Genomic DNA, 15,641 nt, shown 5'->3' with positions numbered 1-15,641 from the left:
GCTATCCGACCCTTACGCGAAATCGGCGGAGAATTCGTCCAGCGCGGCCTTGATCTTGTCCTCGGCCTCACCCTTGATCTTGGGATCCTCCTTGGTGATGTAGTCGAGCAGCTCCTCGTGCTTGGCATGCAGGTGCTTCAAGAGCCCTTCCTCGAAGCGGCCGACATCGTCGACGCTGACCTTGTCGAGATACCCTTGTGTGCCGGCAAAGATGATGCAGACGATCTCGGCATTGGTCAGCGGCGAGTATTGCGACTGTTTCATCAGTTCGGTCAGGCGCGCGCCGCGGTTCAACAGCTGCTGCGTCGCCGCATCCAGATCCGAGCCGAACTGCGCGAAGGCCGCCATCTCGCGGTACTGCGCCAGCTCCAGCTTGACGGGACCAGCGACCGATTTCATCGCGTTGGTCTGCGCCGAGCCGCCGACACGGCTGACCGACAGGCCGGTGTTCACGGCCGGGCGAATGCCCTGGTAGAAGAGGTCGGTTTCCAGGAAGATCTGGCCGTCGGTGATCGAGATCACGTTGGTCGAGATGAAGTCCGAGATGTCGCCGGCCTGCGTCTCGATGATCGGCAGCGCCGTCAAAGAGCCCGATCCGTTCGCCTCGTTGAGCTTCGCGGAGCGTTCCAGCAGGCGGGAGTGCAGGTAGAACACGTCGCCGGGATAGGCCTCGCGGCCCGGCGGGCGGCGCAGCAGCAGCGACATCTGGCGGTAGGCGACGGCCTGCTTGGAGAGGTCGTCATAGACGATCAGCGCGTGCCGGCCGTTGTCGCGGAAATGCTCGGCCATCGCGGTGGCCGAATAGGGCGCGAGGAACTGCATCGGCGCGGGGTCCGATGCGGTCGCGGCCACGACGATCGAATATTCGATCGCGCCCGTCTCTTCTAGCTTCTTGACGAGCTGCGCCACGGTCGAGCGTTTCTGGCCGACCGCGACATAGACGCAATACAGCTTCTTGTACTCGTCGTCGCCGGCGGCGTCGTTGTAGTTCTTCTGGTTGAGGATCGTGTCGAGCGCGACGGCGGTCTTGCCGGTCTGGCGGTCGCCGATGATCAACTCGCGCTGACCACGGCCGACCGGGATCATCGCGTCCACGGATTTCAGGCCGGTAGCCATCGGCTCGTGCACCGACGTGCGCGGCATGATGCCCGGCGCCTTGACGTCGGCGAGCGCGCGCGACTTGGTCTTGATCGGGCCCTTGCCGTCGATCGGGTTGCCCAGGCCGTCCACGACGCGGCCCAGCAACTCGTCGCCGATCGGCACGTCCACGATGGACTTGGTGCGCTTGACGGTGTCGCCTTCCTTGATGTCGCGGTCCGACCCGAAGATCACGATGCCGACATTGTCGGTCTCGAGGTTCAGCGCCATGCCCATGATCGCGCCCGGGAACTCCACGAGTTCGCCGGCCTGCACGTTGTCGAGCCCGTAGACCCGCGCGATCCCGTCACCCACCGACAGGACCCGGCCGATCTCGGCGACTTCCGTCTCCTCGCCGAAATTCTTGATCTGGTCCTTCAGGATCGCAGAAATCTCTGCAGCTTGGATACCCATTTATCCGACCTCTTTCATTGCATTCTGGAGGGAATCGAGCCGCGAGCGGATCGAGGTGTCGATCATCTTCGAGCCCACTTTGACGACAAGACCGCCGATGAGGCTTTCATCGACGGTCGCATTCAGTTTCACGTCGCGGCCGACCTGCGCCTTGAGCGTGCTGGCAAGCTTTTCCGACTGCGCCTTGGTCAGCGCCTTGGCGCTGGTCACGTCGGCGGTGATCTCGCCCTTGTGCTCGGCGATCAGCGCGTCGAGCTGCTTCAGCAGTTGCGGCAGGATGAAAAGCCGCCGCTTGGCCGACATCAGCGCCAGACCGTTGCGCAGTTCCGGACCCAACTCCATCTTGTCGGCGATCGCGGAGATCGCGGCGCTCTGTGCCTCGCGGCCCACCACCGGCGATGCGATCAGCGCCCGCAGGTCCTCGCTGTCGCGCATCACCGCGGCGAGGTCGTCGGTGTTTTCCTCTAGCCGCGCGAGAGAGTCGTTTTCTTTCGCAAGCTCGAAGATCGCTGTGGCATAGCGCGCGGCAATGCCGGAAGAAATCGCAGCTGTTTCGGACACGTCCACCCTTCCGATGATCTGGCCCCGGTTTGCAGGCTGTGACGCGGGGTCACATCCGGGGGCGTTTGCGTATCGTTTGCCCTGGGGCAGTTCCAATTTCGGCGGGGTGTAGCAGAGCCTTCGTCATGCGGCAAGCCGCTTGGGCGGCGGTGCATACCAAGGAATACTACATATCTTCAGAGTGTTACCGGCTTCACATTCGAATGCGCGGGTTTTAAGCGGGAAAAAACATCGCGATTGCCCGGCAAAACGCGATTCCCGGCTGTCACGGGGCGCGCGAAACCCCGTCAAGGCGCTGCAGCGTCCCGTGCTGGGGCCGTGCCGGGGCCGTGACCGCCCCGGCGCCGCCCGCGCATCACGACTGTCGCAACAGCGCCAGAAGCTGCTGCGAAGGCAGCCCGTCGGGCGACGCCCCGACCGACGACTGGAAGGCGCGGATCGCGGCCACGGTGTTCGGCCCGACGATGCCGTCGATCTTTTCCACCGCGTAACCCTTGCGCCGCAGCCGGCGCTGCATCTCCTTGCGTTCCTCGTAGCTCAGCGGATCGTAGCCGCGCGGCCAACTTGCGCGGATCGGCGACCCGCCCGCGATCCGGTCGGCCAGATGCCCCACGCCAAGCGCGTAGGCGTCGGAATTGTTGTAGCGCTTGATGACGTCGAAATTGGCGAACACCATGAAGGACGGGCCTGACGGCCCCGCCGGTTGCAGGATCCGGGCCGAGCCGTAGTCGCGCACCGCGCGCCCGTCGATCCCCACCACGCCCCGCGACGCCCAGTCCGACGGCATGCGGCTGGTGCTGCCGAAGGACGCGCCGCGCGGCACCCGCACTTCGACGCCCCAGGGCATGCCCTTGCGCCAGCCGAAACGGTCGAGATAGGCGGCGGTCGAGGCCAGCGCATCGGTGGGATCGTCCGACCACACGTCGCGCTTGCCGTCGCCGGTGAAATCCACCGCATAGGCCGCATACGAGGTGGGCATGAACTGCGTATGCCCCATCGCCCCGGCCCAGGATCCGGTCATGTTCTCGGGCCGCACGTCGCCCGATTGCACGATCTTGAGCGCGGTGACCAGCTGCTTCTCGAAGAACGCGCCGCGCCGCCCGTCATAGGCCAGTGTCGCCATGGACCCGATCAGCGGCAGATCGCCCAGCCGGTCGCCGTAATTGCTTTCCATGCCCCAGATCGCCGTGACGATCTCCTTCTCGACACCGTAATGCGCCTCGATCCGGGTCAGGGTGCGGCCATGGCGGCGCAGGGCGGCCTGTCCGTTCTCGACCCGCGCGGGCGACACCGCACTGTCGAGGTAGTCCCAGATCTCGCGCTTGAATTCCGACTGGTTGCGGTCGCGGGCCACGACGTCGGGATTGTAGCGTACGCCGCGGAAGGCCCAGTCGAACACGTTCGCTCTGACACCCTGCGACACTGCGCGGCCGCGAAATCCGGCCACCCACCGGTCGAACCCGGAATTGCCGCTGGCCAGAGTGACCGTGGCGACGGTTTCGGGGCGGATCTGCGGTCGCAGGCTGCGCACCGGGACCGCGTCGACGACCACGGCTTCAGGCGCGATCAGCCCCGATCCGGGGCGCAATTGCGGCCGCAGGGATTCCTCGACCGCGGCCGCGGCCCAGGATGTCGAAATTGAAATGAAAAGACCCGAAAGCCCCAGAAGACCCGCTCGCATCGCTCTGCCCTTTGCTCGTTCGCCTTTTTGTACCGATCGTACCCGAATTGGTACCAAATCGGAAGCGATCATGCAGGCTTCGGGGGCTTTTCGCCGAACTTAGACAGGCGCGCACACGGCCCCTAGCCGCGCTTGCGCGCCACTTTTCGTTTGGTCTTGGCGGCCTTGCGCTTGGCCTGTGCTTCCTTGCGCCGCGGCGGCGCGCCCCGGCCCGTGCCGCGCCCGCCCTTGGGTATACTCTCGCCCTCGATGCTGACAAGCTCCAGCGCGATCCCGCCGGATACCGGCGCCGCCTCGGCCAGCTTCACGGTCACGCGTTGGCCCAGTTTCAGGGTCAGCCCGGTATCTGCGCCCATCAAGGTGCCGGCCTCGCGGTCGAAATGGAAGAACTCGCGCCCAAGCGAACGTATCGGCACAAGACCGTCTGCGCCGGTCTCGTCGAGGCGCACGAACACGCCGAACTTGGTCACGCCGCTGATCTTGCCGGTGAAGCTCTCGCCCACGCGTTCCGACAGGAAGGCGGCAAGGTAGCGGTCATTGGTATCGCGCTCGGCCACCATCGACCGGCGCTCGGTCTCGGAGATGTGCTGCGCGGTGGCGTCGAGGTTTTCGACCTCGGCGGCGCTCAGCCCGTCCTCGCCCCAGCCATGCGCCGAGATCAGCGCGCGATGCACGATCAGGTCGGCATAGCGCCGGATCGGCGAGGTGAAATGCGCGTAGGATCGCAGCGACAGGCCGAAATGCCCGAAATTCTGAGGCGCGTAATAGGCCTGCGTCATCGCCCGCAGCGTGGACATGTTGATGACCTCGGCGTGATCGGTGTCCTGGGCCGCGGCCAGAAGCGCGTTGAGATGCGCGGTGCGCAGCACCTGGCCCTTGGCCAGCACCAGCCCCGCGGCCTCGGCCACCTCGCGCAGGTTGTCCAGCTTCTCGGGGGTCGGTTCTTCGTGTACCCGGAACAGCAGCGGCGACTTGCGCGCCGTCAGCGTCTCGGCGGCGGCCACGTTGGCCAGCACCATGAATTCCTCGATCAGCCTGTGCGCGTCCAGCCGCTCGGCGAAGTTGACCGACAGCACCTTGCCTTCGTCGCTCAGCACGACCTTGCGCTCTGGCAGGTCCAGATCCAGCGGCTGGCGGTTGTGGCGCGCCGTCCGCAGGGCCGCGTGCGCGGCGTAAAGCGGGTGGATCACCGCGTCGAGCAGCGGCGCGCAGGCCGCATCCGGATCGCCATCCGCGGCCGCCTGCACCTGCTGGTAGGTCAGCGAGGCATGCGATCTCATCAACCCGCGCACGAACCGGTGCCCGATCTTTTCGCCCTGCGCGTCGATCTGCATCCGCACCGCGAGGCAGGCGCGCTCCACGCCATCGTGCAGGCTGCACAGATCGCCGGACAGCCGGTCGGGCAGCATCGGCACCACGCGGTCGGGGAAATAGGTGGAATTGCCGCGCCGCCGCGCCTCGGCATCCAGCGCCGAGCCGGGCCGGACGTGATGCGCCACGTCGGCGATCGCCACCCAGATCACGTGCCCGTCCACGTTCTCTGGATCGTCATCGGCATGGGCGTAGACGGCGTCGTCGTGGTCGCGCGCATCCCATGGGTCGATGGTGATCAGCGGCAGCTCGCGCAGGTCCTCGCGGCCTTTCGGACCGGCCGGGGACATCGCGTCGGCCTCGGCGATCACGTCGTCGGGAAACTCGTCCGGGATGCCGTGCTGGTGGATCGCGATGAGCGAGACGGCCTTGGGCGCCGACGGATCGCCGAGACGGTCGAGCACCCGGGCGCGCGGCAGCCCGAGCCGCCCCTTCGGCCCGGCCTGTTCTGCCTCGACCAACTCGCCATCGCGCGCGCCGCCGGTCGCATCGCGGCCGACCTGCCATTCCTTGTCGAACCCCTTGTCGATGGGCACGATCCGGCCGCCTTCCTCGCCGGTGCGAAAGATCCCCAGCACCTTGCGCGGATTGGCCCCGATCCGCCGGATCAGCCGCGCCTCGTAATGATGCGCCTCGGCCTTGACCTCTTGCAGGCGCGCGAGGATGCGGTCGCCTTGTCCCAGTGCCGGGTCCGAGGCGCGCGGCATGACCAGCACCACGGGTTCCACGCCCTCGCCCTGCCATTCCAGTGGCTTGGCCAGCAATTCGCCGTCATCGGTCTGGCCCGAGACCTGCAGCACGCTGACCGGGGGCAGGCGGTCGGGATCGCGATACGTCTTCTTGCGTTTTTGCAGATGCCCCTCGTCCTCGAGCTCCCTCAGGATGCGCTTGAGGTCGATCCGCGCCGCGCCCTTGATGCCGAAGGCCTTGGCGATCTCGCGTTTCGATGTGAGGGTCGGGTTGTCCGAAATCCAGTGCAGGATCTCGGCCTTGCTGGGCATGTTACTCATACTTAGCGATCTAGCACGCCGCGTGGCGGGCGTCATCCCGATACGCGACGCGCGCGAACACTTTCCCGCCCCGCACTCAGGTCCGCATCCGTCCACGTACCGATCCGGTCACGTCGTGCGGGACCGGGTGCGGATGGCGGTTTCCTCGGCGGGGAACCAGTGCGCGGTGCGGTTGGCAAACCACACGAGGCTCAGCATCACCGGCACCTCGACCAGCACGCCGACCACTGTCACCAGTGCCGCGATGGAGTTCAGCCCGAAAAGGCCGATCGCCACGGCGACCGCCAGCTCGAAGAAATTCGAGGTGCCGATCATCGCGCAGGGGGCGGCGACCTTGTGCGGCACCCGCCACGCCTTCGCGGCCCAGTAGGCCAGCGCGAAGATCCCGTAGGACTGGATCAGCAGCGGCACCGCGATCATCACGATCACCAGCGGCCGGGTCAGGATCACCTCGCCCTGGAACCCGAAGAGCAGCACCACCGTGGCCAGCAGCCCCAGCACCGAGAGCGGTTTCACGCGCCCGGTGAAGGCCTCGACCGCCGCCTCGGCCTCGGGCCTGGTCGCGGCGCGGCGCGTCAGCGCGACCCGGGTCAGGATGCCGGCGATCAGCGGGATCACGACATAAAGCCCCACCGACAGCACCAGCGTCGTCCAGGGCACCGAGATGTCGGTCACCCCCAGCAGAAATGCGACGATCGGCGCGAAGGCGAAGACCATGATCGCATCGTTCAGCGAAACCTGCGCCAGCGTGTAGTTGGGATCGCCCTTGGTCAGTTGCGACCACACGAAGACCATGGCTGTGCAGGGTGCCGCGCCCAGCAGGATCATCCCGGCGATGTACTGCCCGGCCGTGCCCGGCGTTATGAACGGCGCGAAGATCACCTCGAAGAACAGCACACCGAGGGCTGCCATGGTGAACGGCTTGATCAGCCAGTTGACCGTCAGCGTGATGACCAGCCCCTTTGGCCGCTCATGGATACGCGCCAGCGACGTGAAATCCACCGCCACCATCATCGGGTAGACCATGAACCAGATCAGCACCGCAACCACGAAATTGACGGAACCGTATTCGAGGCTGGCGAGGAAGTTCACAATCCCCGGCGCGACCTGGCCAAGCCCGAGACCGGCGAGGATGGCCAGCGCCACCCAAAGCGAAAGATACCGTTCGAAAGCGGGCATGGCGATCAGTCCTTCGTTTCTGACGGGGGCTGCCCGTGGTCCGTAGCTTGGGCAGCATGGGATTCGAGCGTGTCACAGGTCGCGACGCGCCGGGCGTCATGGGCGCTTACCTGCGCCAGCAGTGCCTGCAGAGGCGCGACCGCCTCGGGGTTGAGCGAGTAGCAGATGCGCGGATGCTCGATCGCGCCGGTGATCAGGCCGGCGGCCTTGAGGATGCGCAGATGCTCGGACACGGTGGATTGCGCGAGGCCGACCTCGCCCACGATATCCCCGGCGATGCAGCCCTCGCGCGACAGAAGGAACGCCACGATCGCGACCCGCGCAGGATGCCCGAGCGCCTTGGCGACCGCGGCGATCTCTTCCGCCCCCGGGCGCGATGCTTGCGTGTCAAAATGTGCCGCCGTTCCCGGCATGCGAATCCCTTGTTTCGTCAGGTGGCAAAGTGTGTATAGCAAATCGACGATACACGTTGCAAGGTCGATCCGCGACCGCAGGCGAAGCGTGAAAATCGCGGGGACGCCCCTCATCCTTGATCGACGGGTAGAACTGGATGGCGGCGTCTGAAAAGATCGGGCGGCTCTTCCGGCCGCCGATCCGCCGGACATCGAGAGACAACTGTGCGAATGTATCCCGGTTTATGCCTCTCGTACCTCGCCGGTTAATCCGGGACATCCGAGCGCGTTTCGTATTGGAGGCCCTGGCTCATCGTTGATCGAGGTTATGCGTGTTCGGTTTGGTGGCGCACGCGCCGGGTGCGCATGGTTTTTCGTTTGGTCTTCTTACGCTGTTTCAGGATCTGCTCTGCGGGCCCGCAGTAGACGTCGGCGGGAGGCGGGTTGCCGAGGCTCTCGTGATGGTGCTGGGTCATGATACTCGACGAAGGCAGCGATCTGGCGCTCGGGATCCCCGGGCAGGAGGTCATGCCCGAGCAGGACACGGCGCAAGCACGGTCCGGTGCCGGCGCTCGCTCTTGCCCCGGGTCTGCGGGTGGTATGGCGCGCCGCGGACATGACTATGCCCTTGCCTTGGGGATCATGCGTCAGGTCCCCGGCGATGCAGGACTTGCCGTTGTCGCTGAGCAGCCTTGGCTTGGCGACCACGGTTGCGCGGTCAAAACCTGAGGTTTGCAGCGCCGGATCGAGCGTGGCGGTCATATCCTCGGCCTTTAACGTCGTGCTGTGCGTCCAGGCGATCATGTCGCGGGTGCAATCGGCCGGGATTGTCCTGAGGTAGCCACGTTCACGATTGTGAAACTGTTTTCGTGACGCCAGCCGGATTCCAGCAGCAGGATTGCCTTCCATGCTGGTTTGCTCGAGACCGCGTCAGTCCAGTCATAGGGTTTGTTGCGCATATCCTCATCACACCTGCATCAACACTTCGTGCCGGGACATCCGATGTTGTGGCTCAGGCCGCGGGGGCCGCATCATCCAGGCGCAACTGAACCGAACGGCGCCCATTCCACGTGTTGATCTCGAGACGTCCAGCCAAGTGAAACCGCCCGCCTTCTTGGCCCGCCAGCGCCGGCCCGAGGGGCGTGTCGAAGGCGCCGAAGGCGATTGCGTCGAGGCTTGCGCCGAACCCGTCGGTGACGCGCAGCTTCAGATGTGACCCGCCCAGTTGCCGTGCAAACGTGATCTGGCTGTCGGCGAAGACGAAGCGCGGCCCCGGCGCGCCCGCACCGAAGGGGCCGGCGGCGTCGATCTGCTCGATCAGCTCGATGGTCGCGGCGCGCGGCGTCAGGAGCCCGTCGAGCCGCAGATCGGCCGGGCCGATGCGGTCCGCGCCCTGCTTTGCCAGAAGTTCCGTGAGACGGGTCATCGCCGCGTCGAGCTTGTCGCGCGCCACGGTCAGCCCGGCGGCCATCTTGTGCCCGCCGCCCTTGATCAGCAGGCCCTCGGCCGCCAGCCGCTGGATCGCCGCCCCGAGATCGACTCCGGCGACCGAACGGCCGGATCCCTTGCCCTCGTCGGCCTCCAGCCCGATCACGATGGCGGGGCGGTTGAGGTTTTCCTTGAGGCGGCTCGCGACGATGCCGACGACGCCGGGATGCCAACCTTCGCCCGCCGCCCAGACCAGCGCGGCCTCGCGCCCGCGCGCCTCGGCCTGGGCGATGGCGGCCTCGCGCACCTGCGCCTCGACCTCGCGCCGTTCGGTGTTGAGCTGGTCGAGCCGTTCGGCCATCGCGTGCGCCTCGGACGCGTTGTCACAGGCCAGCAGGCGCGCGCCGAGATCGGCCTTGCCAATGCGCCCGCCGGCATTGACGCGCGGCCCGAGCAGGAAACCGAGGTGATAGGCATTGGGCGTGGCATCCATGCGCGCCACATCCGCCAGCGCCACCAGCCCCGGCCGCTCGCGCCGCGCCATGACGTGCAGCCCCTGCCGGACGAAGGCGCGATTGACGCCGACCAGGGGGGCCACGTCGGCCACCGTCGCCAGCGCGACGAGATCGAGCGATGCCATCAGGTCGGGGCCCTTTTTCCCGGCCTCGCGCAGCTGGCGTCCGGCCTCGACCAGCATCAGGAACACGACAGCGGCGGCGCAGAGATGCGCGAGATCGCCGCTTTCGTCCTGTCGGTTGGGGTTCACCACGGCATGGGCCGGGGGCAACGTTTCGGCGCCGAGGTGATGGTCGAGCACGATCACGTCCGCCCCCTTGGCCGCGCCGAGCGCGTCGTGGCCGAGCGTGCCGCAATCCACGCAGATCACCAGGTCGTGCCGCGCCGAAAGCTCGGCCATTGCGGCGGGGTTGGGCCCGTAGCCCTCGTCGATCCGGTCGGGGATGTAGAGCGTGGGCGCCGCCGCACCCATCCGCCGCAGCCAGTCGATCAGCAGCGCCGCCGAGGCGCCGCCGTCGACGTCGTAATCGGCGAAGACCGCGATACGTTCGCGTCGCTGCACCGCTTGCAGGAAGCGCGCCGCGGCAAGTTCCATGTCGCGCAGGCTGCGCGGATCGGGCAGAAGATCCCTGAGCGTCGGCGCGAGGTACGCCGCCGCCGAGTCCGCTGCCACGCCGAGCCGGGCCAGCGTCTGGCAGAGCGCGCGGGGCAGGGCGCTGCCTTGGGCCATCGCCTCGGCCTGGCGGTCGATCTCGATCCCCGGCCCGATCCAGCGCCGCCCGGTCAGCGAGTGCTCAACCCCGAGAAAGGCCGTCACTGGCACGCGTCCCCCGTTGCTGACCCAAATATCCCAGCGGCGCCGGTGCCGGCTGCGGCTTCAGTCACGCTTGCTGCGATAGATCATGCGCCGCAGCGATCCGGTGCGCGAGCGCATCAGCACCGTCTCGGTCTCGATGTAGCCCGGGCGGCGCTTGAGGCCCGACACGACGGATCCGTCGGTCACCCCGGTCGCGGCGATGATCACCTGGTCGGTGACCATGTCGTCGCGGGAATAGACGCGGTCGAGGTCGGTGATCCCGGCCTTGGCGGCGCGGGCGCGTTCCTCGTCGTTGCGAAAGGTCAGCCGGCCCCAGATCTGCCCGCCCATGCATTTGAGCGCGCCGGCCGCCAGCACGCCCTCGGGCGCACCGCCAAGACCCATATACATGTCGATGCCGGTCATCTCGGATTCGGCGCAATGCATGACGGCGGCGATATCGCCATCGGTGATCAGGAACACCGCGGCGCCGGTGCTGCGGATATCGTCGATGATCTCCTGGTGGCGCGGGCGTTCGAGTACGCAGACGGTGATCTCGGACGGCTTGCAGCCCTTGGCGCGGGCCAGCGCCTCGACCCGCTCGCGCGGCGACATCTCGAGCGAGACGACATCCTTGGGAAAGCCCGGCCCGATCGCCAGCTTGTCCATGTAGACATCGGGGGCGTGCAGCATGGTGTGGCGTGGGGCCATCGCGATGATGGTCAGCGCATTGGGCATCGCCTTGGCGGTCAGCGTGGTGCCTTCCAGCGGATCGAGCGCGATATCCACGCCCGGCCCGTCGCCGGTGCCCACTTCCTCGCCGATGTAAAGCATCGGCGCCTCGTCGCGTTCACCCTCGCCGATCACCACGACACCCTGGATCGGCAGCATGTCGAGCTGTTCGCGCATGGCGTTGACGGCGGCCATGTCTGCGGCCTTCTCGTCGCCGCGCCCGATCAGGTCGCCGCAGGCCAGCGCGGCCTGCTCGGCGACCCGGGCCAGCCCGAGAGACAATGTGCGATCGTTGAAATCCGAAGGGTCTGTCATGGCAGTGTCCTTTTCAAATGCGTGTCTTTTCAAATCCGGCGCGGCCGCGCGCGCCAGATGCGTGAGGGCCTCAGACGCTTTCGATCCGCAACGCCACCGGATCGCCGGCCAGCACGTCGAGACGCCGGATACCGCTCAGCGCGGTCTCGAGCGCCTCGCGATTGGTCTTGTGGGTCACGATGAGCACCGGCGCGGTGGTGTCGTCATGGCGATACTGCCGCATCCGGTCGATGGAGATCCCGGCCTCGCCCAGGATCGTCGCAACCTTGGCCAGCGCCCCGGGCTTGTCGAGGATCGACATGCGCAGGTAGTAGCGCGCCGGGGTAGCGCTTGTCGCGCGGGTGCAGGGTTTCAGCGACGCGGCGGGCTGCCCGAAGGTCGACAGGCGCGTGCCGCGCGCGATGTCCATGACGTCGCCCAGCACCGCACTTGCTGTCGGGCCCATGCCGGCGCCGGGGCCGCGCAGCACGATCTGGTCGATCTGGTCACCCTCGAGCACCACCATGTTGGTGCCGCCTTCAAGCTGCCCCAGCGGGCTGTCGGCCGGCACGAGGCAGGGCGACATGCGCTGTTCCAGCCCGCGCCCGGTCATCTGCGCGACGCCAAGAAGCTTGATCCGGTAGCCGAGGTCGGCGGCGCGGCGGATGTCGTCGAGGGTGATCTTCTGGATGCCCTCGAGCACGATCCCGTCGAAATCGACCTGGCAGCCAAAGGCGATGGCCGACAATAGCGCCAGCTTGTGCCCGGCATCGATGCCGCCCACGTCGAGATTGGGATCGGCCTCGAGAAAGCCCAGCCTGTCGGCCTCGTCGAACAGGGCGTTGTAACCCTGTCCAGTGGCCTGCATGCGGGTCAGTATGTAGTTGCAGGTGCCATTCATCACGCCGACCACACGGGTGATCTCGTTGCCCGCGAGCCCCTCGGTCAGGGTCTTGACCACCGGGATGCCGCCGGCGACCGCCGCCTCGAAGCGGATCACGCAGCCCGCATCCTCGGCGGCCATGGCGAGCGCCTGCCCGTGATGCGCGAGCATCGCCTTGTTGGCGGTCACCACGTCCTTGCCGGCAGCGATCGCGGCCTCTGTCGCGGCCTTGGCCGGCCCGTCCGAGCCGCCCATCAGTTCGATGAAGATGTCCACGTCGTCGCGCTTTGCCAGCGCGACGGGATCGTCCTCCCAGACGTAATCGGACAGCGACACGCCGCGATCCTTGTCGCGGGTGCGTGCCGAGACCGCGCTGATCGCGATCGGACGTCCGGCGCGGGCCGCCAGCAGTTCGGCCTTTTGCCGGACTATGCGCACGACGCCGGTGCCGACGGTGCCCAGACCGGCAATGCCGAGGCGCAAGGGGGGGATCATCGCGGTCTCCGATCGTCGCTGTTGCGAGGTTGAACGGGGATGTAACGGGTTCGGTGCAGCCTTGCAACGCGCAGGGCAGGCTATTGGGCGGTGTTTTTCACCGATCGATGCCGGAGCGCATCCTGTCGCGGGTCGTGTCGTCGATCACCGGCCCCTTGAGCCGTGCCGCGCGGGCGCGCAGGCGGTCGGCGCGCGCGTCGAGATCCTCTGCTGTCCGCGCCTCGGACGGAGGTGGCGGGACGCGCCCGGTGATCCGATGCGCGGGGATCAGCGCCGGGTAGGGCGCGTCGCGGTCGCCCGCCGACAGGTCCGCGCGGCGCGGGGGCACGTCGGTGCATCCCGCGAGCGACGCGATCGCGAGAACGATGAGGACCGGACGGGCTGGCGCGCGCATGGGGTATCCCTTGGGGTTCAGGTGCCGGTGCGGTGATGCCACGCTAGAGGTGGTCCGGCAAGCCCGCGCCCTTGATCTGAACGGATGTTCAGATAAGCTTGCAGCATGGCACGCACGCAAGGCTCTCATTCCGATATCACCGGCCCGCGCCTGCGCGCCGTGGCGTTGCGCCTGTTCGCGCAGCACGGGTTCGCCGCCGTGTCGATGCGCCGGATCGCCGGCGAGGTGGGCGTGCAGGTGGGCGCGCTTTACAACTACACGCCGGACAAGCAGACGCTGCTGTTCGAGCTGATGCGCGCGCACATGGAGGATCTGCTTGCGGCGTGGGACGAGCAGGCGCCGGCGGGCGATGCGCTCGACGCGCTCCAAGCGTTCACGCGGTTTCACATCCGCTTCAACACGCAGCGCGCGGAGGCGGTCTTCGTCTCTTACATGGAGCTGCGCAACCTGACACCGGATAATTTCGCGGTTATCGAGCGACTACGGCGCGATTACGAGACGCGGCTGGAGGCGATCCTGCGGCGCGGCGTCGAGGATGGCAGCATGAGCGTGGCCGAGCCGCGGATCGCCAGCATGGCGCTGATTTCCATGCTGACCGGCGTCAACACCTGGTTCCGCGAGCGCGGGCGTCTGTCGCTGGCGCAGGTCGAGGGGATCTACTGGGACATGGTGCGCAAGTCGGTGGCGCGGGGATCCGGGGCGGCGCGGGAATCGCCCCCGTCGCCGCCCCGCCTTGCTAGGCGCTGTCCCTTATGAAGCTACCTTGCCGCAGGTCGCGGATCGCCTGGCGCAGTTCCTCTTGCGTGTTCATCACGATGGGGCCGTGCCACGCTACCGGTTCCTGCAAGGGCGCCCCCGAGATCAGCAGGAACCGCACGCCCTGTTCCCCGGCCTGCACGGTCACCGTGTCGCCGGTGCCGAAGCGGATCAGCGTTCGGTCGCCGGAATGGTCGCGCAGATGGACCTCCTGTCCTGCTACCTCCTTTTCCAGCAGCACACCGGTCGGCCGCGAGGCGTCGGCAAAGGTGCCCTGCCCGGCGAAGACATAGGCAAAGCTGCGCCGGTAGGTGTCAACGGGAAACGTTTTTATCACACCCTGCGGCACCGAGATATCGAGATATTGTGGATCGGCGGCGATGCCGTCGACCGGGCCGCGCTTGCCCCAGAAGTCGCCGACGATCACCCGGACGCGGGTGCCGTCATCGTCGATCACCTCGGGGATGTCCGGGGCCGTCACGTCCTGGTAGCGCGGCGCGGTCATCTTCAGCGACGATGGCAGGTTCGCCCAGAGCTGGAAGCCGTGCATCTGCCCGGCCGCGTTGCCGCGCGGCATCTCCTGGTGCAGGATGCCCGACCCGGCGGTCATCCACTGCACATCGCCCGCGCCGAGCGTACCTGTATTGCCAAGGCTGTCGCCATGCGCGACCTCGCCTTCGAGGACGTAGGTGATGGTCTCGATGCCGCGGTGCGGATGCCACGGAAAACCCTTGGCATAGTGCGCGGGATCGTCATTGCGGAAATCGTCGAAAAGCAGGAACGGGTCCAGTTCCGACGGATCATGAAAGCCGAAGGCGCGGTGCAGATGCACGCCCGCGCCCTCCATCGTGGGGCTTGCGAGGCGGGCCTCGAGTACGGGTCTGATGGACATGAGCGGTCTCCTTTCAGACCATGAGATAAGCCTTCGCGCGGCGCGGGGGCAGGGGTGCCACTGTTCGCAGGCAAAGAGGGCTTGTGCGTTTTTCGAGGATCCCTCTCGCCAAAGGACGGCAACCCGGATACATCCGCGCCAGCAAGACGGAGCAGCCCAATGTCCGACGATGATATCGAGATGGAACTCGCGGCCTCGGGAGGGCGCCGGGTGATCGGCGTGGGATCGGTAGCATTTCTGGGCGTCATCATGCTGTATCTGGCGGTTGTGCAGGCGCCGGCCGCGGAATGGCGGGTGTTCATGGTTGCCTTCGCGGGCCTGTCGCTGTGGATGGCGCAGCGCATGTGGCGCGCCACGGCGCACCGGCTGGAACTGACACCCGAGGGTCTGCGCAGCAGCGACGGGCGCGTGCTCGCGGCGATGGAGGATGTCGTTTCCGTCGATCGCGGGGTGTTCGCCTTCAAGCCCTCGAACGGTTTCATGGTGCGGCTGTCGCGTAATGGATCCTTCGCGTGGGAGCCGGGGCTGTGGTGGCGCATCGGGCGGCGCGTCGGTGTCGGCGGCGTGACCCACCGTACCCCGGCCCGCGTGATGGCCGAGACGATGCAGATGTGGATCGCGCAACGCCCCGGGACGTAAACCTGTCAAAATATGCGCTACCGTAGGGTCGGCGGATTAGGGTGGACAAATCGCCCCGCAGGCCCGACCAT

The 15,641-nt window shown here is 67.0% G+C and carries 14 protein-coding genes and 1 other annotated feature; of the genes, 2 read left to right on the top strand and 12 right to left on the bottom strand.

Translation table 11 applies throughout. From position 1 onward, the window contains the following. Positions 1-12: 12 nt before the first annotated feature. The 11 genes from atpA to V8324_RS01645 form a co-directional block, all read right to left on the bottom strand. A complete protein-coding gene (gene atpA, locus V8324_RS01695; protein ID WP_336418175.1) occupies positions 13-1,551 on the bottom strand; it encodes a F0F1 ATP synthase subunit alpha in 1,539 nt (512 codons plus the stop codon). After that, on the bottom strand, positions 1,552-2,118 hold the full coding sequence (locus tag V8324_RS01690; protein WP_336418174.1) for a F0F1 ATP synthase subunit delta: 567 nt from the start codon (positions 2,116-2,118) through the stop codon (positions 1,552-1,554). It abuts the gene before it with no gap. A gap of 349 nt (positions 2,119-2,467) precedes the next feature. Next, positions 2,468-3,793, bottom strand: coding sequence for a lytic murein transglycosylase (locus tag V8324_RS01685; protein WP_336418173.1), 1,326 nt, complete (start codon positions 3,791-3,793; stop codon positions 2,468-2,470). Positions 3,794-3,915: 122 nt separating this feature from the next. Continuing rightward, positions 3,916-6,174, bottom strand: coding sequence for a ribonuclease R (gene rnr / locus V8324_RS01680; RefSeq protein WP_336418172.1), 2,259 nt, complete (start codon positions 6,172-6,174; stop codon positions 3,916-3,918). Positions 6,175-6,282: 108 nt separating this feature from the next. Next, complete coding sequence (gene arsB, locus V8324_RS01675; protein WP_336418171.1) at positions 6,283-7,353, bottom strand: ACR3 family arsenite efflux transporter; 1,071 nt, start codon at positions 7,351-7,353, stop codon at positions 6,283-6,285. A 5-nt stretch (positions 7,354-7,358) separates the two neighbouring features. Further along, positions 7,359-7,766: an ArsR/SmtB family transcription factor gene (locus V8324_RS01670; RefSeq protein ID WP_336418170.1), complete on the bottom strand. Its 408-nt coding sequence runs from the start codon at positions 7,764-7,766 to the stop codon at positions 7,359-7,361. Positions 7,767-7,906: 140 nt separating this feature from the next. Continuing rightward, positions 7,907-7,960, top strand: a sequence feature (sul1 is cis-regulatory element that is thought to sense ions involved in sulfur or methionine metabolism; They are found in Alphaproteobacteria). 172 nt (positions 7,961-8,132) lie between these two features. Continuing rightward, on the bottom strand, positions 8,133-8,654 hold the full coding sequence (locus V8324_RS01665) for a hypothetical protein (protein ID WP_336418169.1): 522 nt from the start codon (positions 8,652-8,654) through the stop codon (positions 8,133-8,135). Positions 8,655-8,757: 103 nt separating this feature from the next. Next, positions 8,758-10,506, bottom strand: a complete 1,749-nt coding sequence (recJ, locus tag V8324_RS01660) for a single-stranded-DNA-specific exonuclease RecJ (protein WP_336418223.1) — start codon at positions 10,504-10,506, stop codon at positions 8,758-8,760. Positions 10,507-10,566: 60 nt separating this feature from the next. Beyond that, positions 10,567-11,532 (bottom strand): class II fructose-bisphosphatase, encoded by a 966-nt coding sequence (gene glpX, locus V8324_RS01655; protein WP_336418168.1) that lies wholly within the window; start codon positions 11,530-11,532, stop codon positions 10,567-10,569. Between the two features lie 70 nt (positions 11,533-11,602). Further along, positions 11,603-12,889 carry a homoserine dehydrogenase gene (locus tag V8324_RS01650; protein ID WP_336418167.1) on the bottom strand — a complete coding sequence of 429 codons (1,287 nt, stop codon included), beginning with the start codon at positions 12,887-12,889 and terminating at the stop codon, positions 11,603-11,605. 97 nt (positions 12,890-12,986) lie between these two features. Further along, positions 12,987-13,283 (bottom strand): hypothetical protein, encoded by a 297-nt coding sequence (locus V8324_RS01645; RefSeq protein WP_336418166.1) that lies wholly within the window; start codon positions 13,281-13,283, stop codon positions 12,987-12,989. Between the two features lie 105 nt (positions 13,284-13,388). Here V8324_RS01645 and V8324_RS01640 point away from each other — a divergent pair, with 105 nt between their 5' ends. Further along, complete coding sequence (locus V8324_RS01640) at positions 13,389-14,039, top strand: TetR/AcrR family transcriptional regulator (RefSeq protein ID WP_336418165.1); 651 nt, start codon at positions 13,389-13,391, stop codon at positions 14,037-14,039. Here the strand turns inward: V8324_RS01640 and V8324_RS01635 are convergent. Then, positions 14,020-14,931 carry a pirin family protein gene (locus V8324_RS01635; RefSeq protein ID WP_336418164.1) on the bottom strand — a complete coding sequence of 304 codons (912 nt, stop codon included), beginning with the start codon at positions 14,929-14,931 and terminating at the stop codon, positions 14,020-14,022. The genes V8324_RS01640 and V8324_RS01635 overlap by 20 nt on opposite strands. A gap of 159 nt (positions 14,932-15,090) precedes the next feature. Between V8324_RS01635 and V8324_RS01630 the strand changes: the two genes are divergently transcribed. Continuing rightward, the gene (locus V8324_RS01630) at positions 15,091-15,570 is read left to right on the top strand and encodes a hypothetical protein (protein ID WP_336418163.1); all 480 of its coding nucleotides are present in this window, start codon (positions 15,091-15,093) and stop codon (positions 15,568-15,570) included. The last annotated feature ends 71 nt before the right edge of the window (positions 15,571-15,641 follow it).

Origin of the sequence: Roseovarius sp. D22-M7, assembly GCF_037083785.1 — a bacterium.
In the GTDB taxonomy this organism is placed as follows: Bacteria; Pseudomonadota; Alphaproteobacteria; order Rhodobacterales; family Rhodobacteraceae; genus Roseovarius.
The sequence above is the reverse complement of the archived record's forward strand: the minus strand, read 5'-3'. Positions and strand labels throughout refer to the sequence as shown.

Coding starts and splice junctions, on each gene's coding strand:
- glpX (WP_336418168.1), bottom strand. CDS start 11,532: ATGACAGACCCTTCGGATTTCAACGATCGCACATTGTCTCTCGGGCTG.
- V8324_RS01650 (WP_336418167.1), bottom strand. CDS start 12,889: ATGATCCCCCCCTTGCGCCTCGGCATTGCCGGTCTGGGCACCGTCGGC.
- V8324_RS01635 (WP_336418164.1), bottom strand. CDS start 14,931: ATGTCCATCAGACCCGTACTCGAGGCCCGCCTCGCAAGCCCCACGATG.
- rnr (WP_336418172.1), bottom strand. CDS start 6,174: ATGAGTAACATGCCCAGCAAGGCCGAGATCCTGCACTGGATTTCGGAC.
- V8324_RS01645 (WP_336418166.1), bottom strand. CDS start 13,283: ATGCGCGCGCCAGCCCGTCCGGTCCTCATCGTTCTCGCGATCGCGTCG.
- V8324_RS01670 (WP_336418170.1), bottom strand. CDS start 7,766: ATGCCGGGAACGGCGGCACATTTTGACACGCAAGCATCGCGCCCGGGG.
- V8324_RS01665 (WP_336418169.1), bottom strand. CDS start 8,654: ATGGAAGGCAATCCTGCTGCTGGAATCCGGCTGGCGTCACGAAAACAG.
- V8324_RS01685 (WP_336418173.1), bottom strand. CDS start 3,793: ATGCGAGCGGGTCTTCTGGGGCTTTCGGGTCTTTTCATTTCAATTTCG.
- V8324_RS01640 (WP_336418165.1), top strand. CDS start 13,389: ATGGCACGCACGCAAGGCTCTCATTCCGATATCACCGGCCCGCGCCTG.
- arsB (WP_336418171.1), bottom strand. CDS start 7,353: ATGCCCGCTTTCGAACGGTATCTTTCGCTTTGGGTGGCGCTGGCCATC.
- atpA (WP_336418175.1), bottom strand. CDS start 1,551: ATGGGTATCCAAGCTGCAGAGATTTCTGCGATCCTGAAGGACCAGATC.
- V8324_RS01630 (WP_336418163.1), top strand. CDS start 15,091: ATGTCCGACGATGATATCGAGATGGAACTCGCGGCCTCGGGAGGGCGC.